The sequence below is a fragment of the Sphingobium sp. ZW T5_29 genome (assembly GCF_044987515.1).
Classification (GTDB): domain Bacteria; phylum Pseudomonadota; class Alphaproteobacteria; order Sphingomonadales; family Sphingomonadaceae; genus Sphingobium.
Genome location: NZ_JBJDRM010000001.1, coordinates 61,101 through 79,845, shown reverse-complemented (window position 1 = coordinate 79,845; position 18,745 = coordinate 61,101). Strand labels below are relative to the sequence as shown.

General features: G+C 61.7%; 17 protein-coding genes. 12 read left to right on the top strand and 5 right to left on the bottom strand.

Annotated elements, in window-relative coordinates; translation table 11 throughout:
- The first annotated feature begins 15 nt into the window (after positions 1–15).
- On the top strand, positions 16–2,151 hold the full coding sequence (ligA, locus tag ACI3KQ_RS00375) for an NAD-dependent DNA ligase LigA (protein WP_404953673.1): 2,136 nt from the start codon (positions 16–18) through the stop codon (positions 2,149–2,151).
- A gap of 18 nt (positions 2,152–2,169) precedes the next feature.
- On the opposite strand, the gene yghU is transcribed toward ligA, so the two are convergent.
- Positions 2,170–3,042: a glutathione-dependent disulfide-bond oxidoreductase gene (gene yghU / locus ACI3KQ_RS00370; RefSeq protein WP_404953671.1), complete on the bottom strand. Its 873-nt coding sequence runs from the start codon at positions 3,040–3,042 to the stop codon at positions 2,170–2,172.
- 93 nt (positions 3,043–3,135) lie between these two features.
- Positions 3,136–3,573, bottom strand: coding sequence for a universal stress protein (locus ACI3KQ_RS00365; protein WP_404953669.1), 438 nt, complete (start codon positions 3,571–3,573; stop codon positions 3,136–3,138).
- Positions 3,574–3,955: 382 nt separating this feature from the next.
- On the opposite strand from ACI3KQ_RS00365, the gene groES reads away from it, so the two are divergent.
- The 3 genes from groES to ACI3KQ_RS00350 all read left to right on the top strand — a co-directional run bounded on the left by groES (position 3,956) and on the right by ACI3KQ_RS00350 (position 8,164).
- Positions 3,956–4,243 carry a co-chaperone GroES gene (groES, locus tag ACI3KQ_RS00360; protein ID WP_167302842.1) on the top strand — a complete coding sequence of 96 codons (288 nt, stop codon included), beginning with the start codon at positions 3,956–3,958 and terminating at the stop codon, positions 4,241–4,243.
- Positions 4,244–4,345: 102 nt separating this feature from the next.
- Positions 4,346–5,992 carry a chaperonin GroEL gene (gene groL, locus ACI3KQ_RS00355; RefSeq protein WP_404953667.1) on the top strand — a complete coding sequence of 549 codons (1,647 nt, stop codon included), beginning with the start codon at positions 4,346–4,348 and terminating at the stop codon, positions 5,990–5,992.
- A gap of 156 nt (positions 5,993–6,148) precedes the next feature.
- Positions 6,149–8,164: a putative bifunctional diguanylate cyclase/phosphodiesterase gene (locus ACI3KQ_RS00350; RefSeq protein ID WP_404954058.1), complete on the top strand. Its 2,016-nt coding sequence runs from the start codon at positions 6,149–6,151 to the stop codon at positions 8,162–8,164.
- A gap of 8 nt (positions 8,165–8,172) precedes the next feature.
- On the opposite strand, the gene ACI3KQ_RS00345 is transcribed toward ACI3KQ_RS00350, so the two are convergent.
- Positions 8,173–9,084, bottom strand: a complete 912-nt coding sequence (locus ACI3KQ_RS00345; protein WP_404954056.1) for a crotonase/enoyl-CoA hydratase family protein — start codon at positions 9,082–9,084, stop codon at positions 8,173–8,175.
- Positions 9,085–9,370: 286 nt separating this feature from the next.
- Between ACI3KQ_RS00345 and ACI3KQ_RS00340 the strand changes: the two genes are divergently transcribed.
- Positions 9,371–9,550, top strand: a complete 180-nt coding sequence (locus ACI3KQ_RS00340) for a hypothetical protein (RefSeq protein WP_404953665.1) — start codon at positions 9,371–9,373, stop codon at positions 9,548–9,550.
- Between the two features lie 110 nt (positions 9,551–9,660).
- The gene (gene tgt / locus ACI3KQ_RS00335) at positions 9,661–10,791 is read left to right on the top strand and encodes a tRNA guanosine(34) transglycosylase Tgt (protein WP_404953663.1); all 1,131 of its coding nucleotides are present in this window, start codon (positions 9,661–9,663) and stop codon (positions 10,789–10,791) included.
- Here the strand turns inward: tgt and ACI3KQ_RS00330 are convergent.
- Together ACI3KQ_RS00330 and ACI3KQ_RS00325 are read right to left on the bottom strand one after the other, a co-directional pair.
- Complete coding sequence (locus ACI3KQ_RS00330) at positions 10,779–12,344, bottom strand: sensor histidine kinase (RefSeq protein WP_404954054.1); 1,566 nt, start codon at positions 12,342–12,344, stop codon at positions 10,779–10,781. The genes tgt and ACI3KQ_RS00330 overlap by 13 nt on opposite strands.
- A gap of 206 nt (positions 12,345–12,550) precedes the next feature.
- The gene (locus tag ACI3KQ_RS00325; protein WP_404953661.1) at positions 12,551–12,781 is read right to left on the bottom strand and encodes a NepR family anti-sigma factor; all 231 of its coding nucleotides are present in this window, start codon (positions 12,779–12,781) and stop codon (positions 12,551–12,553) included.
- A gap of 295 nt (positions 12,782–13,076) precedes the next feature.
- Between ACI3KQ_RS00325 and ACI3KQ_RS00320 the strand changes: the two genes are divergently transcribed.
- From ACI3KQ_RS00320 to ACI3KQ_RS00295, 6 genes are all read left to right on the top strand, one after another.
- Complete coding sequence (locus tag ACI3KQ_RS00320; RefSeq protein ID WP_404953659.1) at positions 13,077–13,871, top strand: response regulator; 795 nt, start codon at positions 13,077–13,079, stop codon at positions 13,869–13,871.
- A gap of 94 nt (positions 13,872–13,965) precedes the next feature.
- Positions 13,966–14,109, top strand: coding sequence for a hypothetical protein (locus tag ACI3KQ_RS00315; protein WP_404953657.1), 144 nt, complete (start codon positions 13,966–13,968; stop codon positions 14,107–14,109).
- Positions 14,110–14,215: 106 nt separating this feature from the next.
- Positions 14,216–14,881: a sigma-70 family RNA polymerase sigma factor gene (locus tag ACI3KQ_RS00310; RefSeq protein WP_404953655.1), complete on the top strand. Its 666-nt coding sequence runs from the start codon at positions 14,216–14,218 to the stop codon at positions 14,879–14,881.
- Positions 14,882–14,929: 48 nt separating this feature from the next.
- A complete protein-coding gene (locus ACI3KQ_RS00305) occupies positions 14,930–15,196 on the top strand; it encodes a hypothetical protein (RefSeq protein WP_404953653.1) in 267 nt (88 codons plus the stop codon).
- A 176-nt stretch (positions 15,197–15,372) separates the two neighbouring features.
- Positions 15,373–16,761 (top strand): TIGR03013 family XrtA/PEP-CTERM system glycosyltransferase, encoded by a 1,389-nt coding sequence (locus ACI3KQ_RS00300; protein WP_404953651.1) that lies wholly within the window; start codon positions 15,373–15,375, stop codon positions 16,759–16,761.
- 10 nt (positions 16,762–16,771) lie between these two features.
- Positions 16,772–18,739, top strand: a complete 1,968-nt coding sequence (locus ACI3KQ_RS00295) for a tetratricopeptide repeat protein (protein WP_404953649.1) — start codon at positions 16,772–16,774, stop codon at positions 18,737–18,739.
- Positions 18,740–18,745 lie beyond the last annotated feature (6 nt).

Genomic DNA, 18,745 nt, shown 5'->3' with positions numbered 1-18,745 from the left:
GTCTATGGAAAGGCCATGACCGACCCTGCGCAAATGACCGAAGCCCAAGCCGCCAACCGCCTGATGCGCCTCGCCAAAGAGATAGCGCGGCATAACCGGCTCTATCATGATCAGGACCAGCCAGAGGTCACGGACGCGGAATATGACGCGCTGATCCGTGAAAATAACGCCCTGGAGGCTGCTTTTCCGCAACTCATCCGCGCGGATTCGCCCAATGTCCAGGTCGGCGCCGCTCCCACATCGGGCCTTGGCAAAGTTCCCCATGCCGTGCGCATGATGAGCCTGGATAACGGCTTTTCCGACGATGACATTGCCGAATTCGTCGCGCGGGTGCGGCGTTTCCTGGCCTTGCCCGAAGATGCGGCGGTGGCGCTGACCGCCGAACCGAAGATTGACGGCCTGTCCTGCTCCCTGCGGTACGAACATGGCGAATTGCGGCTGGCGGCGACGCGCGGCGACGGCATGACGGGGGAGGATGTGACCGCCAATGTCCGCACCATCGACGACATTCCGCAACGGTTGACCGGTCCCCAAATCCCTGACCTGTTCGAGGTGCGGGGAGAGGTCTATATGGCCAAGGGCGATTTCGTTGCCCTCAACGACCGGCTGTTGGCGCAAGCAGACGACCCGGCCAAGGCGCGCCAGTTCGCCAATCCGCGCAACGCCGCCGCTGGATCATTGCGGCAAAAAGACCCCGGCGTGACCGCCAGCCGCCCGCTGCGTTTTCTGGCGCATGGCTGGGGCGAAGTCAGCGCCTTGCCCGCCGACACGCAACTGGGCGTCATGCACGCGATTGCGGGCTGGGGCTTGCCAGTGTCGGATCGCCTGACCCGCGTCGATACGCTGGCCGCACTCATCACCCATTATCGCGGCATCGAAGCCGCCCGCGCCGACCTGCCCTTCGACATTGACGGCGTGGTCTACAAGGTCGACCGGCTCGACTGGCAGCAACGGCTGGGCTTCGTCGCAAAAGCGCCACGCTGGGCCATCGCCCATAAATTCCCGGCAGAACGCGCCCAGACCACGCTGGAATCCATCGACATTCAGGTCGGACGCACGGGCAAGCTGACCCCGGTCGGTCGCCTGACGCCGGTCACGGTCGGCGGCGTCGTCGTTTCCAACGTGACGCTGCACAATGCCGATGAAATCGCCCGGCTAGGCGTCCGTCCCGGCGACCGTATCGTCGTCCAGCGGGCGGGCGACGTCATCCCGCAAGTGGTCGACAATCTCACCCGCGACGACCCGCGCCCGCCCTTCGCCTTCCCCGATCATTGCCCCGTCTGCGGATCGGAAGCCGTCCGCGAAGAAGGCGAAGTCGACGTCCGCTGCACCGGCGGCCTGATCTGCGGGGCGCAGCGGTTCGAACGGTTGCGCCATTTCGTCAGCCGGGGCGCCCTGGACATCGAAGGGCTGGGCGAAAAGACGATCCAGGAATTTCTCGACCTTGGCTGGATCACCGAACCGGCGGACATCTTCCGGCTAAAGGCGCATCGCGGCGAATTGCTGGGCCGCGAAGGCTGGAAGGAAAAGTCGGTCGACAATCTGCTCGCCGCCATCGAAGCGAAGCGCGCGCCCGATGCCGCGCGGCTCCTGTTCGGCCTGGGCATCCGCCACGTCGGCGCGGTGACCGCGCGTGACCTGTTGAAACGCTATGAAACGCTACCGGCCGTCCGCGCGCTGGCGGAACAGATCATCGCCCTGCGCGACGGCTTCCCTGTCCTGGAGGGGGAGGATGATGGCAAGCGCGCCAATCGGCTGGACAAGGCCATTGCAGAGGCGATCGGCGTGGACAATGTCGGGTCGGCGGTCGGCCATGCCCTGGCGGACTTCTTCCATGAACCGCATAACCGCGACGCATGGGACGACTTGCTGTCGGAAGTGTCGCCCCCCCCCTATGTCGTGGAAACCACCGCCAGCGCCGTGACGGGAAAAACCGTCGTGTTCACCGGCAAGCTGGAAACCATGAGCCGCGACGAAGCCAAGGCGCAGGCCGAAAGGCTGGGCGCGAAAGCCGCTGGGTCCGTCAGCGCAAAGACCGACCTTGTGGTCGCAGGTCCCGGCGCCGGATCGAAGCTGAAACAGGCCGCCGCCCTCAACATCGAAGTCATCGACGAAGCCGCCTGGGCCGACATCGTGAAGGCCGCTGGCTAGGGGGCGAACCCCGCCCGCTTACCCCGCGCTTTCCACCTTGTCCTGCGTCCTCAGGTCGAAATCGCTGGCGTCGTGGCGCTCATGCAATTGCTCTGTCAGCGGCCCCGACGCACGGTTGACTATGCGGCCCCGCTTCACCGCCGGGCGGGCGTCGATCTGCCTGGCCCAGCGTTGCAGATTGCGATAGCTGCCCACGTCCAGAAACACGTCCGCCCCTTCATAGGCGCGGCCCAGCGCCACGCCGCCATACCAGGGCCAGATGGCGATATCGGCAATCGTATAGCTGTCGCCCGCAATATATTCATTGCTCTCCAGCCGCCGGTCGAGCACGTCCATCTGCCGCTTCACTTCCATGGCATATCGGTTGATCGGATATTCGAATTTTTCCGGCGCATAAGCGAAAAAATGCCCGAACCCGCCGCCCAGCATAGGCGCGCTACCCATCTGCCAGAACAGCCAGCTTAACGTTTCCGTCCGCATTGCCGGATCGCTCGGCAGGAACGCGCCGAATTTCTCCGCCAGATAGATCAGGATCGACCCCGATTCGAACACCCGCTGGGGCGGGGAAATGCTGTGATCCATCAGGGCCGGAATCTTGCTGTTCGGATTGGCCGAAACAAATCCGCTGCCAAACTGCTCGCCATCGCCGATGCGAACCATCCAGGCGTCATATTCGGCGCCCTGATGGCCCGCCGCCAGCAGTTCCTCCAGCATGATGGTCACCTTCTGCCCGTTGGGCGTGCCCATCGAATAGAGCTGAAGGGGATGCCTGCCCACCGGCAGTTCCCGGTCGTGGGTCGCGCCCGCAACGGGGCGGTTGATGCTGGCAAAGGCGCCGCCATTATCCTTGTCCCACGTCCAGACACGGGGAAGGGTGTAGCTGTCGGTCATGGTCGGGACATCTCCGCTGGGGTCGTCGTTGATCCAGCAATTAGGGTGCGGCCCGACCTATCGCAACCCGCGCCGCACCCTATCGTCCTGTAGTTAATGGCTGTCCAACGCCCGGACCACCAGAACGCTGACCGGCGAATGATGCACGATCGCCGAGGCGTTGGACCCCAGCAGGCGTGACGAAATGCTGGGCTGGTGCGATCCGATCACGATCAGGTCCGCCTTCGTCCGTTCCGCGATGGTCAGCACTTCATCGCGCACGGGTCCGCGGCGGGTCATTATCTCCACTTGGCTTTCGGGCAGGCCTGCCTCGGTCGCCCACTGTTTCAGCATGGCAAAAGCCTCATTCTGTTCGTCCTGGTCGAAATCCCCCACCAACAGCTCGGAATATCGGGAAGGAAGATAATAGCGGACGTAAAGAATGCAGATTTTGGCCTCGTTCCCTGCCACGCTGGCGGCGCGCGCGATGGCCGCCCTGCCGTGGACAGGGTCATTGATATCGACCGCAACCAATATGGTGGAAAAACGCATCCTTCGCTCCTTTTGCTGCTTTCGTGACGACCATCCTAGCAGGAGCAACGGCGGATCGGCTGGTGCCGACCCCTTGGACAACAAAGATATCATGCGGACCACGAACGGTTAACGACGGGAAACAACCGCGCAAGCATTTGGGCGACGCGCATTTGCTGGTCGGCAAAACGGGGGAGGGCGACTAAAAAAATTCGCCGACCGCCCTTGATACGGACTTTGGTTATTCCATATGAGGCGGCGCTGGCACTCTTCAATAAAGAGTGCTAGCAGGATCAGGTTCCGTTGGGAGAAGGATCGTTGCAGCGGTTGCGGCCTGGATAATTTCCGCCGCCCGCTCATGTCCGAATCGCCCCGACAACGTAAAGAGGGAAAGGCAATCAACATGGCATTTCGTCCGTTACACGACCGCGTTCTTGTTCGCCGCGTAGAGGCCGAAGAAAAGACCGCCGGTGGCATCATTATCCCCGACACCGCCAAGGAAAAGCCGCAGGAAGGCGAAGTCGTCTCCGTCGGCACCGGCTCCAAGGCTGAAGATGGCAAGGTTACGCCGCTGGACGTCAAGGCTGGCGACCGCATCCTGTTCGGCAAATGGTCGGGCACCGAAGTCAAGGTCGACGGTGAAGACCTGCTGATCATGAAGGAATCGGACATCCTCGGCGTCGTCGCGTAAAGCTGCGAACCGAACCTTCATTCCAATTTTCCGCGATTTTCCGCCATCAAGAACGGTGTGAACTTCGCAAGATTTGCAATTCTCAAAGAGAGGTAAAAGATCATGGCAGCGAAGGACGTAAAGTTTTCGCGTGACGCTCGTGAGCGCATTCTGCGCGGCGTCGACATCCTGGCCGACGCGGTCAAGGTGACCCTGGGTCCCAAGGGCCGCAACGTCGTCATCGACAAGAGCTTCGGCGCTCCCCGCATCACCAAGGACGGCGTCAGCGTCGCCAAGGAAATCGAACTTAAGGACAAGTTCGAAAATATGGGCGCGCAGATGGTCCGCGAAGTTGCTTCGAAGACCAACGACATCGCCGGTGACGGCACCACCACCGCCACCGTTCTTGCCCAGGCGATCGTTCGCGAAGGCATGAAGTCGGTTGCCGCCGGCATGAACCCGATGGACCTGAAGCGCGGCATCGACCTCGCCGTGACCAAGGTTGTCGAAGACCTCAAGGGCCGTTCCAAGCCGGTTGCCGGCACCAAGGAAATCGCCCAGGTCGGCATCATTTCGGCCAATGGCGACACCGTCGTGGGCGAAAAGATCGCTGAAGCGATGGAGCGCGTCGGCAAGGAAGGCGTGATCACCGTCGAAGAAGCCAAGGGTCTCGAATTTGAGCTGGACGTCGTTGAAGGCATGCAGTTCGACCGCGGCTACCTGTCGCCCTATTTCGTGACCAACCCGGAAAAGATGGCAGTCGAACTGGCTGATCCCTACATCCTGATCCACGAAAAGAAGCTGTCGAACCTTCAGTCGATCCTGCCGATCCTCGAAGCCGTCGTTCAGTCGGGTCGTCCCCTGCTGATCATCGCGGAAGACATCGAAGGCGAAGCGCTGGCGACCCTGGTCGTCAACAAGCTGCGCGGTGGCCTGAAGGTTGCTGCGGTCAAGGCGCCTGGCTTCGGCGACCGCCGCAAGGCCATGCTGGAAGACATCGCCGTCCTGACCAAGGGCGAAGTGATTTCCGAAGACCTCGGCATCAAGCTTGAAAACGTGACCCTCGGCATGCTTGGCACCGCCAAGCGCGTCACCATCGACAAGGACAACACCACCATCGTCGATGGCGCAGGTGAAGGCGAAGCGATCAAGGGCCGTACCGAGCAGATCCGCGCTCAGATCGAAACGACCACGTCCGACTATGACCGTGAAAAGCTGCAGGAACGTCTGGCCAAGCTGGCTGGCGGCGTTGCCGTGATCAAGGTTGGCGGTGCTTCGGAAGTCGAAGTCAAGGAACGCAAGGACCGCGTCGACGACGCGCTGCACGCAACCCGCGCAGCCGTTGAAGAAGGCATCGTCCCCGGTGGCGGCACGGCTCTGCTGTACGCGACCAAGGCTCTTGACGGCCTGAAGGGCGTGAACGACGACCAGACCCGTGGTATCGACATCATCCGCAAGGCTATCGAAGCGCCGCTGCGCCAGATCGCCCAGAATGCGGGCGTTGACGGTGCGGTTGTCGCTGGCAACCTGCTGCGCGAAAATGATGAGACCCAGGGCTTCAACGCCGCGACCGACACCTATGAGAACCTTGTCGCCGCTGGCGTCATCGATCCCACCAAGGTTGTTCGCGCTGCCCTGCAGGACGCGGCCTCGGTCGCTGGCCTGCTGATCACCACCGAAGCGTGCATTGCCGAAACGCCCGCCGACGACAAGGCGCCGATGGGCATGCCCGGCGGCGGCATGGGTGGCATGGGCGGCATGGACTTCTAAGTCCTTCGTTTATGCGAAAAGAGAAAGGCCGACGGAGCGATCCGTCGGCCTTTTGCTGTGAAGGCCACCTGAAAAGCCTTGTTGCGCGCCATCAACAATCGCCGGAAACGTCCATTGCGGATGTCTCTGGCGGGTAAAGTTTACCAAATGGAAATCATGTTCCGCCAAAGCTGGCAGGACGTGTTTCGCTTCTTCCGCCACTTGAGCGCAAAATTGCGCGTGCGCCTCGCACCCGATTCCCAGCAGAGCGCTGAGGTGCGGAACAGTCTCGTCAAATCGCTTTACGCTTCGCCCGCGTCGCTGATGATCGGCGCGGTGGCAGGCGGCGCCTTGAGCTTCGTCGTCGCATATCATGCGCAACGGCCTGAGATCACGTTGATCGCCTGGCTCATCACCATCGTCGCGATCAGCCGGTCGGTATCAGCCGTCTATTTCCAGCGCCAACTTGCCCATCAGGACGGGCCGACGCGGCCGATCTGGGGCATGGCCTATGAATTGGGCGCATGGAGCTACGCCGCGCTGCTCGGCACACTCGCCTTTGCGACGCTACTGCTGACCGGTGACGCATCGCTGCATATTTTGAGCGTTTGCCTGGTCGCGGCCTATTCGGGCGGCATCGCCGGGCGTAACGCTGGCCGTGTACAGATTGCGATCGGCCAGACCTGCCTGGCCCTGTTGCCGACTTCGCTGGGCCTGGTTCTTGCCGGGGGGCTGGGCTATTATGTCCTCGCCGCGATGCTGTTTCTGATGATCTTCGCCATGGCGGAAATCACCCGGACCACTCACCGCATCGTCGTTGAGGCGCTTCAGGGCAAATATGAAAAGTCCCAGCTGGCCACCAAATTTGAGCGGCTTGCGCGATTTGACAGCCTGACCGGCGTCGAAAACCGGATGGCCATGCAGATGCGGCTCCGGGAGCTGTTCGATAATCGCGCTTCCGATCAGGAACCGATGTCGGTCTTCTGGATGGATCTCGACAGGTTCAAGGAAATCAACGACTCGCTCGGCCACATCATAGGCGACCAGTTGCTTTGCGCGGTTGCGGATCGCCTGGCTCACGCTCTCGACAGGCGCGGGCATATCGCGCGTTTTGGCGGCGACGAATTCATCCTCATCTGCCCCGGCGCCAACCAGGAAATCGCGGAACAGATCGCCGACGACGTCATGGTCGAATTCAGCCATGATTTCGACGTCAGCGGCTATCACCTCACGATAACCGCATCGATGGGCATCGCCGTCGCGCCGCAGGACGGTCATGGCAGCGAAGAGCTGCTGCAACATGCGGACATGGCACTCTACAAGGCCAAGCATGCCGGACGAAATCGCTATTCCTTCTTCGATTGGAAGATGAAGGAACGGCAGAACCGCACCTACGACCTTGAAGTCGGGCTGCGTACGGCTCTCGCCAATGGCGAGTTGCTGCTGCATTATCAGCCGATTTTCGACACTGCGACAGGTCGGATCTCCATTTGCGAGGCGCTGATGCGCTGGGATCATCCGGTGATGGGCCGCATTTCGCCCGCCGAATTCATTCCGATCGCTGAAAGCTGTTCCCTGATCGAACCCATTACGGCCTGGGCGTTGGAGCGGGCATGCCAGGACGCGATGGAATGGGACGATCATGTTCGCGTGGCCGTCAATATCTCGCCAGCCCTTATCAAGAGCGACGGGCTGCCGCGCGCCGTCATTTCCGCGCTTATGCGATCGGGGTTGAAGGCACGCAGGCTGGAACTGGAAGTGACCGAATCGATCTTCCTGGAAGATAGTGGCCGCACCAGCCTCATCCTTCTGGAACTGCAGCGGATCGGGCTAAGGCTGGCGCTGGACGATTTTGGCACCGGCTATTCGTCGCTGGGCTATTTGCGCGACTATTCGTTCGACACGTTGAAAGTGGATCAAAGCTTCATGCGCAGCGTGAAGGAAGGGTCGCGGGATCGCGCCATCGCGCAATCGGTCGCCTATCTGGCGCATTCGCTGGACGTGGAAACCGTGGCCGAGGGGATAGAAACGGAAGAACAGCTTCAGTCGGCCCGCGACATGGGGTTCACCAACGTCCAGGGCTTTGTCCTCAGTCGACCGGTCCCCGCCGAGTCCTTGCTGGAGATGATGCGGGTAATGGCGCGGGACAAGAGCAACGTGGTCACGCTGATGCAGGACCAACGCCGCGCCTGAATGGACAGCTATTTGGTCAGGCGTGTTTGCGCCGATGCCAGGCGCCGCATCATCCTCAGGTCCTTGGGGTCCAGCTTCAATGCAGTCGCGGCCCAATTTTCGACAATGTCCTTTAGTTCGGAATATTCGATAGGATCGACCCGGCGGCCTGCCTCGAATACGCCGACATGCCCTGCGTGATGGGGGCGGTTGCCCACAATATAGTCGCGCACCGCTTGCTCGCCCTCGCCATCTTCGGCCAGGATGGTGACGACGCCCATGTCGTACATTTCTTCGGCGGTATAGACCTTGCCTGACAGGATCATGCGTTCCGCCATGCGGCGTCCCAGCTTGCGGGCCAGGATCGAATATGCGCCCATGCCGGGAAACAGGCCGAACAGCATTTCGGGCAAGCCAAACCGTGCGCTGCGTTCGGCCACCACGACGTCAAAGCACAGCAGCGCTTCAAACCCGCCGCCCAATGCATCGCCTTGGGCCAGTGCGATGGAAATCAGCGGCATGTCAGCATTGCGCCATGCGCGATGCACGACGTCGATGCAGGCATGACCATATTTGACCAGGCCGGCCAGGTCGCCCCGTTCGATGCAGCCAGCGAACAGTTCCAGGTCACCGCCAAGGTTGAACACCCCCGGAAAGCGCGAACCCAGCACCATATAGCGGGCGGGCAGGGCGCCTTCATCAAACAGCCTTTTGGCTTCCGTCTGCCACAGGCGGATGTCGCGCAGCATGGGCAGGCTGTAATTCGGCCGAGTCGCAGGCGTCATGAACGCCCACAATGTGTCGAGCGGTTCATCCCAGCTGACATCGATCTGCCCCAGATCGAACAACATCGACTGACCCGCTTCACGCGCGGACGGGTTGATTTCCGTAGCGGCAAACTGGTGAATGTCGGTCGCATCCGGCACCTGCACGGAGGACATATCGTCCACTTCATTTTGTGCAGGACTAAATCGCGCGGAATCAATCATCTGTGCCCCCAAATTTCGATCCATGCGAAAGAGACCAGTGTTGACCCTTCGGCGCAACCATCACTGTGGCAAACCAGCCATCGTTAACCCTTTTTATCGCTGACTGTTGCCCTTAAGTCGCCGGAAATGCGCAGGAACTATAGTTAACGTTGCATTAATGCAACAATCGGAGATTGAGCATATTTGTAAAACAAGGTGTCAGGGCTTTGTTAACCATTATTAATTAGAACATCGATGCATGGAACCGCATCGCACCGACCGCCAGATCGTGACGCTCCTGCTACATGACAAGGAAGGCGCATCATGGCGCCTGAGCCTTGCTGCCGACTGTCTGTGCTTCATCGGCAATTACCGCCGGGTGGAAGGGTTCGACATCGACGCGATCGTGGCGTTCGATGGAGTCCGCCGGGAGGGCTGAAGGCCCCGCCGCCCGTCGCAATCGCATGAACGCCGCCGCGTTGTTCGTCGGGCAATTTTTCGCGAAAAACCGGGTCCCACTTTGCCGCTCGATGCTTTAGAGCGCGGCGGGTGACCCATAGCCGATTTTCCTTCACCATCGCCGCCACCGACGGCAAGGCCCGCACCGGATCGATCCAGATGCGCAGGGGCGAAATCCGAACCCCTGCCTTCATGCCTGTCGGCACCGCCGCCACCGTAAAGGCGATGCGGCCTGCGGAGGTGCGCGCGACCGGCGCGGACATCATCCTGGGCAACACCTATCATCTGATGCTCCGGCCCGGCGCTGAGCGTGTTGCACGGCTGGGCGGGCTGCACGGCTTTATGGGATGGGACCGACCGATCCTGACCGACAGCGGCGGCTACCAGGTGATGAGCCTGTCCGCCCTCACGAAGATGAGTGAGGAAGGCGTCGCCTTTGCAAGCCATATCGACGGTTCTCGCCACATGTTGACGCCCGAACGGTCGATGGAAATCCAGCGACTGCTGGACAGCGACATCGTGATGGCGTTCGACGAATGCACCAAGAATGGCTGCACGCACGACGAAGCCGGGAAGAGCATGGAACGGTCGATGCGCTGGGCCAGGCGGTCGCGCGACGGGTTCGACCAGGGCGGCGACCATGCGGAGCGAGCGGCGCTGTTCGGCATCCAGCAGGGATCCTTGAACGAGGATCTGCGCCGTGCATCCGCGCAGGAACTGATTGAGATCGGCTTTGACGGCTATGCCGTTGGCGGCCTTGCCGTGGGTGAGGGGCAGGAGGCGATGTTCGGCTGCCTGGACTATGCGCCCGGCATGCTGCCCGTGGACAAGCCGCGCTACCTGATGGGCGTGGGCAAGCCGGACGACATCGTCGGCGCGGTGGAGCGGGGGATCGACATGTTCGATTGCGTTCTGCCCACGCGCAGCGGTCGCAACGGTCAGGCCTTCACCTGGGCGGGGCCGCTCAACATCCGTAACGCGCGCTTCGCCGAAGACATGTCGCCGCTCGACCCGCGCTGTGGCTGCCCTGTTTGTGCGACCTGGGGCCGGGCCTATCTGCATCATCTGGTGAAGGCAGGGGAAATGCTGGGCGCCATGTTGATGACACAGCATAATATCCATTTTTACCAGGATTTGATGCAGGCCATCCGCGACAGCATCGCCCAAGGCCGGTTCGCATCATTCGCCGCGGATTTTCGCAGGGATTATCAGCGCGCCTGACCGTCGGGCAGCACCGTGATCGCGATAGCATAGTCGCCAATTTCGGCGTCATGTTCCAGCGGCGATCGAAGCTGCCGCGACAGTCCGGTCATCACCCGACCATAGCGCTCGTCGATCCGCGCGGTCATGTCGTCGGAGCCGCGCAACGCCGGTGAACTGACATGCAAGATGGCCCGGTTGGGGGCCTCGCTGTCCAGGTGCGCGGAAATCCGCATGCCGGCGTGGGGATCGGACGCCATGGCCAACTCCACCAGCTCGGTCAGCAGGAAGGCGATGGGCACGGCCACATCCTGACTGATGTGCAAATTGTCGCTGTCGATTTGAATAGCGAAACGACGCGCCTCTGCCGGGGCAGTGCCGCGCAGGCTGGCGGACAGCTCGCTGATCAGGGATCGAACGCCTACGCCCCGATTTTCCTCCAGTTCGGCATAATGGTTCCGGTGGACGACTGACAGGGCGTCGACCCGCCTTTGTATCGATGCATAGGCTTCGACCGCTTCCGGGTCATGCGCCGAACGCGCATGCAGGCTGATCAGGCTGGCGATGATCTGAAGGTTGTTCTTGACGCGGTGATGCACTTCACGGGTCAGCTTGCGCTGCGCTTCCAGCCCTTCGGCCATTTCGGCTTCATGGGTGGCCACATCTTCGCTGATCTCGCGGAATGTTTCGCCCAGCGCCACGATCTCCTGCGCGGGCGTGCGGATGCGTCGCATGGGTTCCAGCACTTCGCCGGGGTGATAAGCCGCAACCGTTCGGCGCAGCATGACCAGCGGCCGGATCAACAGGCGATTGACGACAAACCAGCCGATTGCGGCCGCGGCGAACCACATGACCAGTGGTAGGAACAGCGACAGCATCCGGGCCAGCGTCACCGGCGGATCGCGCAGTGTCATGGTCAACAGGATATCGGGCGGATCCAGCCGTGCCGACAGGCTGCTGCTATGACCGCCAAGATCATGGGAAGGCCGGCTGACGATCAGGGTGCGCTCCCCCTGTTGCAGGCTTAGCTGCCGGTTCTGCAAACCCGTCACAGGATTGGTGATGGCCTCCAGATAGGTGCGGGAATAATAAGCCAGCGCCACGATGTCGCCATTGCTGCTTCGGGCGCGGGTGACCAAGAAACCTGACTGGGGCAGCAGTTCCGCCGCGCGCGCTGTGAAGCGGCTTTCCCCCGCCAGCCCGCGCGGTTCCGGCCGGGATGATCCGCACAGGCGGCGCCCGTCGCGATCGTAGATATAATAGCGTGCGCCTTCACGATCATGCGACGTCAGAAATATTGCCAGCCTGCGACACATGCGGGTGTCGGCATCTCCGCTTGCAAGCGCGTTCGCCGTCAGCATCATCGCCGTTCGGTCCGACGCTAGGTCCGTCGTCAGCTTGCGCGCGCTTTGGGTCACAGCCACGCGCAGCAACGCTTCCTTCTCAAGGTCGGCGGTGCGGATGGCCTGCAACGATGCGATCAACGCCAAAAGGCCCAGCGGCAGCAGGGCGAGCGTCAGGATGAGGAACATCTTGACGCCGGTGGACTGAATGATGCTGTTCACGGGGCGCATCAGCAACAGATTCGCCGAAAAGGGCCACTCGCGATCATGTGATCGTCAGGGCTGTTCGACATATCGCGATGACACCCATGCTGGCGGCAGGCGCGTGGACAACGACATCAACCTTGTGGGATCTTGGTGGATAGGACTGTCCTGGTCCGAAACGCAAAATATCCCCCTTTGCATCTCCGTGCCCAGACGGCTGCCAATGCTGCCGACTAATCCAGCTTGCGCAAAAGATCGAGCATTTCGGCGGGAATATCTTCATCGACAGCGCGCTGATAGACGGTGCGCAGAGCGGAAGAGACCTGATTGCCTTCTTTTGCCGAAGATGATTCTTTACGGGACGCGCGACCGGCTTTCACGCCCGATGTGGGGGTGTTGGCGCCGACATCTTTTTCGTCCCCTCCCTTCACATCCCGTTCCGTCGTTGAAGCAACCAAAATCACGCCCCTCTGAAACAATAATGTTGTCCAGCCCGTTCTTCGCGGCTTTCCCGGATGACGTCAATCAATCGTGGAGCGAAGCGCGCAACGAAATTTTTGGGCATCAATGAAAAAACCGAACGGCGGTGAAACAAATCGGGCCTTTGTTGGTTCCGTCCCCCGAAGCATTTTTTGCTGTCAGGCAATCGGCGGCTTCACAGGGGCGGGGGGCTTGCCACATCGGCATCTGCGATCCATCCTCCTCCTCTGACAATGGTTCGGAACAATGCGCCCCCTTGGGCTGGGAGAAGATTTACAGATGTCTCTAGGACAGCAACTGCACCCCCACCTTCCATTTCTGCGGCGCTATGCGCGCGCGCTCACGGGCAGCCAGGCGCATGGCGACGCTTATGTGCGGGCCACGCTGGAAGCAATCGTGGCCGCGCCGGAAGAATTCCCGGCCAATGTCGATCCGCGGCTGGGGCTTTACAAGATTTTCCACGCGATCTGGTCGTCATCCCACCTGGAGGACGGCCCTGTCCTGACGGGCGTCGATGGACATGAAGCCGTGGCGCAGGCTCGGCTCGCTCGACTGACCCCATTGCCTCGCCAGGCGTTGTTGCTGACCGCGCTTGAAGGTTTCAGTGTCGATGACGTGGGTTACCTCATCGGGCTGGATCCGGTCGATGTCGAGGCGCTGGTGGAAGAAGCGTTGAGCGAGATCGAGGCCCAGACACGCGCCAAGGTCCTGATTATTGAAGATGAACCCATTATCGCGATGGATATCGAAACGATCGTCCGCGACCTTGGGCATGAAGTCACGGCGATTGCCGTCACGCGTGAAGATGCCGTGCGCGAAGCGATGGCTGAGCGGCCGGGCCTTGTGCTCGCCGACATTCAGCTTGCCGATGATTCCAGCGGTATCGACGCGGTGAAGGATATTCTCGCGGAATTTTCGGTCCCCGTGATCTTTATCACGGCGTTCCCCGAAAGGCTGCTGACGGGAGAACGGCCCGAGCCGACCTTCCTGATCACAAAGCCCTTCCAGCGATCGACCGTAAAGGCAGCAATTTCGCAGGCGCTGTTCTTCGATGAAGCAACCGCGCCGGCGTAAAGCGCTGTACGCGTCAGGATGAAAGACTGGACGGTGGGCGGAACCGCTGCGCTGACCCCGCGTTATTGATGCGTAACGATCGGGAGACGACGCAATGCAGGATGATGAACAGCATATCGTTACCGAAGACGCTCGTTCAGGATCCACGCCGCACATCGTCCGCTACATCCTGGGCATTTCCTTGCCTCTGGTGGTGATCGGGATGCTGATTGTGCTTTGGGCATATTATAAAGGGTGAAGCCATTGGTTGTCGGGCGCAATGAGTATAGGATGCGGATGCTTTTATGGCTTTGACGACTTCGATTCATGTGGCGAGGGCGACGGCCGATGAAGGGGCTGTTCCCATGACCGAGGCGCCGGGCCATTCAGTGGAGCATGAGGAAGCACCGCGCGAGGCGCTGTCGGACTCAGACTTCAAACGGGAATTGGCTGCGGTCATTCCTCACTTGCGGGCATTCGGGCGGTCACTTTCGGGTAATCGTGATCTCGCCGATGATCTGGTTCAGGAAACACTGCTCAAGGCGTGGGCTGCGCGTGCACGATTCCAGGCGGGCACGAATATGCGTGCCTGGACCTTCATCATCTTGCGCAATCACTATCTGTCGCAGATGCGACGGTCGCGCTTTCGCGGTGATTGGGACGATTTGACGGCGGATCGCCTGCTGGCTGCTCCTGCGGGTCAGGACAAGCATGTGGAGCTTTCGGATATGCAGCGCGCCCTGTTGCAGCTGCCGCAACCACAGCGCGAAGCACTGATTCTGGTAGGCGCGGGCGGCTTCGCGTATGAAGAAGCAGCGGAAATTTGTGGCGTGGCTGTCGGAACGATCAAGAGCCGCGTTGCGCGTGGCCGGGCCGCGCTGGAACAGATATTGGAAAGCGGCGACCTGCCCTCGCGAAGGAGCCAGGAAACCAGGGAAACCGCAGTGCTTGATGAGATTATGGATGATGTCGATCGGCTGAGCCGGGGACGGGAAACAAGAGAAGACGAAAGCGGATCCAGTGCGGAATAGATCCTGAAGCCCGCCTCCATGGGGCGAGGCGGTTATAGGAGAGGACGCGTGGTAGGAAATGGAAGAGGCCTGCCGGACGATGATCCTGAAGTGCATGACGCTTCGGAACCTGCTGACGAGCGTGGCAGCGGCCTCATTTTCTTCCTGATCGCGATTGCGCTGATCCTCGCCATCGGCTTTTTCTACCTGACTAAGGACCGCGAAAATGAGCAGGGTCGGACAGTGACAGAGGCTGCCGAATCTGCTGACAACGCCGTTCGGTTGGTGGGAAACGCCGCCGACAACGCGGCCCGTCAACTGGTGAACCGTAACTAAACCCATCCTTCTCCCGATCCAATTAGCCGCATTCCGGCTTTCACCACGCTATCTTCAGAGAATCTTTGCGAATTTCGTGCAAGGGTCCGATCATCGTCGGATCGTCTTGCAGCGCCAGGCCGGTTCGATACCACCGGCCCCTTTCATGCGGCCAGCACCGGGAATCAGCGCGACCGATGATCAGGCTTTTCAAACATTATGTACCGCATGCGGTGCTTCTGCTGGGATTGCTGGACTTCATCCTGCTGCTTTGCGCCGCCGAAGCAGGCTGGCTCATCCGTGCCAGCCAGATCGGCATGGACGTGGATCACATCGTCACGCGCGTCGGACCGTTGTTGAGCTTTGTCCTGGCCATCCAGACCGGCATGATCGCGGTGGGTGTCTACGGGACAGAGGCGCTGCAATCGATCCGTTTTGCCCTCGCGCGGCTGCTCGTCGCGATTTCGCTGGGCGTCATATTCCTGTCGGTCATGCATTTCGCGTTGCCCGACCTGACGCTGTGGCGATCCAATTCGCTGTACGCCATGAGCCTGTCGGTCGCGCTGCTGCTGGCGGTGCGGCTATTGCTGGGGTCGATGCTGGGCGGTGAAGCCTTCAAGCGGCGGCTGGTCGTGCTGGGCGCGGGCGACCGGGCCAACCGCATTCGTGAACTGGAACAGCGCAAGGGTTCGGGCTTCCTGATCGTCGGCTATATCGCGATGAATGACGGGCCGCAGGTGATCCAGGAAGCGATCAACCGCAGCGCCATCTACAATCTCGCCGATTTTGTCGTCCGCCTGAGCGCAAGTGAAGTCGTGCTTGCGCTGGAGGAACGGCGCAACGCGCTGCCGCTGTCCGACCTGCTGCGTATCAAGACCACCGGCGTGCATGTGAATGAAATCTCCACCTTTCTGGAGCGTGAGACCGGGCGCGTCGATCTGGACAGCGTAAACCCCAGCTGGCTGATCTTTTCCGACGGCTTTTCATCGGGCCGTCGCCTGTCGACCATTGCCAAGCGGCTGTTCGACATTCTCGCCAGTTCGCTGCTGCTGCTGCTGACCGGCCCGATCATCCTGCTGGCTGCCATATTGGTGAAGCTCGACAGCAAAGGCCCGGCCTTTTACCGCCAACAGCGGGTCGGCCTGTTCGGCGAGGAATTCTGGATCGTGAAGCTGCGCACGATGCGGCAGGATGCGGAGGTCAGCGGCCAGGCCGTCTGGGCCGAAAAGGACGATCCGCGCATCACGCGCCTGGGCTATTGGCTGCGCAAATTGCGCATCGATGAACTGCCCCAGACCTGGACGGTCTTGAAAGGGGAAATGAGCTTCGTCGGACCTCGTCCCGAACGGCGTCAGTTCGTTGACGATCTGGAACAGCATCTGCGCTATTATGCGGAACGGCACATGGTAAAGCCCGGCATCACTGGCTGGGCCCAGATCAACTACCCCTATGGCGCATCGATAGAGGATGCCCGGCACAAGCTGGAATATGATCTCTATTATGCCAAAAACTACACGCCGTTCCTGGATTTCCTGATCCTGATTCAGACGTTGCGGGTCATATTGTGGCCCGAAGGCGCGCGTTGAGACCACCCATTTGAGCCGGTCCCGTTTCCTGCTGTTTGCCGCCATCGTGGTGGCGCTGCTGTCGGCGGCGGGGCTGTGGCAATGGCATAGGAGCAGGGCGGACGCCGCCTTGTCGCGCGGCGTCCTCGCCTTGGCGAAGGGGGACGCCCGGACAGCCAGGGTCGAGTTGATGAACGCCATTCGCGCCCATCCGGGGTCCATCGCCGCGCGCATCGCCCAGGCGCGTGCGCTGCTGGACCTGAATGACGGCGAAGGGGCGCGCGTTCACATCGACCATGCCCGAAAATTGAGCGGCGACGTGGGCGCGACGCGGCATCTGATGGCGGAAGCATTGTTGCTTCAGGGCGATGCCGACGCAGCCCTGCGCGAAGCACGGATGACCGACATCGCCCCCAATTCCCGCGCTATAGCGGCGCGGATTGAGGCGCGCGCCTGGATCGCCAAGGGAGACGTTGGTTCTGCCGCCGCCGCGTTCGACCGTGCGCTGAAACTGGATGATGCCGATCCACAGACATGGGTGGCGATGGCACGCTTTCGGATGGCGGTGGGCGACCAGGCGGGCGCGATCCTGGCGGCCGATCGCGCGCTGCAACTCGCGCCCGGCAACGTAAAGGCGCTGACCGTGCGCGGCGAACTGGTGCGGGAACAATATGGGCTGACCGCCGCGCTTCCCTGGTTCGAACGCGCGCTGGATCAGGACCCCGACAATGTCCCCGCGCTTGAACAATATGGCGCGACGCTGGCGGACAGTGGCGCTGCATCCCGGATGCTGGGCATATCCCGCCGACTACTGGCGATCGATCCGGGCAATGCCCGCGCCTGGTTCATGCAGTCAGTGATGGCGGCGCGCGCGGGCAGGGTGGAACTCGCCCGGTCGCTGTTGACGCGCACCGGCGGCAGGCTGGACGCAGAACCGGCGACAATCCTCCTGCGCGGCATATTATTGGTGGAAAATGGCAATGCCGTGCTGGCGGCCCAGACGCTCGCGCCGCTCGTCGATGAACAACCGGGGAATGAAGTCGCCCGCACCCTGCTGGGACGCGCCTTGCATGAGGCGGGGGATCATGGCGGCGCGGCCCAGGCGCTCGCCCCCATCGTCGCCCAGAGCGATGCCGATCCCTATGTCCTGACGCTTGCCGCGCGCGTGCAGGAGGCTATGGGGCAAATGGACATGGCGCAGGACATGCTGGCCCGCGCCGCATGGCCCGCACGCCCCGCCGCCAGCCCCTTCACCAGTCCGCGCGATACAATGATCGCGCAAGGGCCAGCGCCCGCAGATCCGGCGTCCGCCAGCGAAAATATCCCCTACATCCGCGCCCTGCTGAACAATGGTCGCGCCGATCAGGCGGTCGATCGCGCCGCGCTGCTGAGCCGCGCCAATCCAGGCGCCCCGGCGGCATGGTTGGTGCTGGGCGACGCGCTTGACGCCGCCGGACGGTTGCGTGAGGCCGTACGCGCTTATGAATCCGGCGCGAACATCCGCTATTCGAGGGACGCCGTGCTGCGGCTGGCGGCGGCATGGCGGCGGCTGGGCGATGCCAACCGTTCCGCGCAGATCGTCAAAACATATCTCGCCCAAAATCCCAACGATGTAGACGCTATGCGGATCGTGGCGGGGCTGGCGATGCAGCAGGGCGACTGGCGCGGGGCGACACGCCTTTTGCGCGGTGTCCAGGCGCGCGTCGGCAGCAATGACGCGCTGCTGATGGCCGACCTTGCTCGCGCCACGCTGGAATCAGGCGATGCCCGCGCCGCCCGCGCCTATGCCGCTAATGCCTATCGCCTGTTGCCGGGCAGCCCGGTGACGGCGGATGCCTATGGCTGGGTGCTGCTGGCGAACGGCGCGCGCCAACCTGCGATCGATTTGCTGGAAAAGGCCGTGGCGCTCGCGCCGCGTCATCCGATGTTGCGCGCGCATCTGGCGCAGGCCTATGCCGCCGATGTGAAGGATAAACGCGAAAAGCTGGCGGCTCGCTAATCCCGA

Excerpts from the sequence above, each read along its gene's own strand:
- groES (WP_167302842.1), top strand. The coding sequence starts at position 3,956 with ATGGCATTTCGTCCGTTACACGACCGCGTTCTTGTTCGCCGCGTAGAG.
- ligA (WP_404953673.1), top strand. The coding sequence starts at position 16 with ATGACCGACCCTGCGCAAATGACCGAAGCCCAAGCCGCCAACCGCCTG.
- ACI3KQ_RS00345 (WP_404954056.1), bottom strand. The coding sequence starts at position 9,084 with ATGTCCTCCGTGCAGGTGCCGGATGCGACCGACATTCACCAGTTTGCC.
- ACI3KQ_RS00300 (WP_404953651.1), top strand. The coding sequence starts at position 15,373 with ATGATCAGGCTTTTCAAACATTATGTACCGCATGCGGTGCTTCTGCTG.
- ACI3KQ_RS00350 (WP_404954058.1), top strand. The coding sequence starts at position 6,149 with ATGTTCCGCCAAAGCTGGCAGGACGTGTTTCGCTTCTTCCGCCACTTG.
- ACI3KQ_RS00340 (WP_404953665.1), top strand. The coding sequence starts at position 9,371 with ATGGAACCGCATCGCACCGACCGCCAGATCGTGACGCTCCTGCTACAT.
- ACI3KQ_RS00315 (WP_404953657.1), top strand. The coding sequence starts at position 13,966 with ATGCAGGATGATGAACAGCATATCGTTACCGAAGACGCTCGTTCAGGA.
- ACI3KQ_RS00320 (WP_404953659.1), top strand. The coding sequence starts at position 13,077 with ATGTCTCTAGGACAGCAACTGCACCCCCACCTTCCATTTCTGCGGCGC.
- ACI3KQ_RS00310 (WP_404953655.1), top strand. The coding sequence starts at position 14,216 with ATGACCGAGGCGCCGGGCCATTCAGTGGAGCATGAGGAAGCACCGCGC.
- yghU (WP_404953671.1), bottom strand. The coding sequence starts at position 3,042 with ATGACCGACAGCTACACCCTTCCCCGTGTCTGGACGTGGGACAAGGAT.
- groL (WP_404953667.1), top strand. The coding sequence starts at position 4,346 with ATGGCAGCGAAGGACGTAAAGTTTTCGCGTGACGCTCGTGAGCGCATT.
- ACI3KQ_RS00365 (WP_404953669.1), bottom strand. The coding sequence starts at position 3,573 with ATGCGTTTTTCCACCATATTGGTTGCGGTCGATATCAATGACCCTGTC.
- ACI3KQ_RS00330 (WP_404954054.1), bottom strand. The coding sequence starts at position 12,344 with ATGCGCCCCGTGAACAGCATCATTCAGTCCACCGGCGTCAAGATGTTC.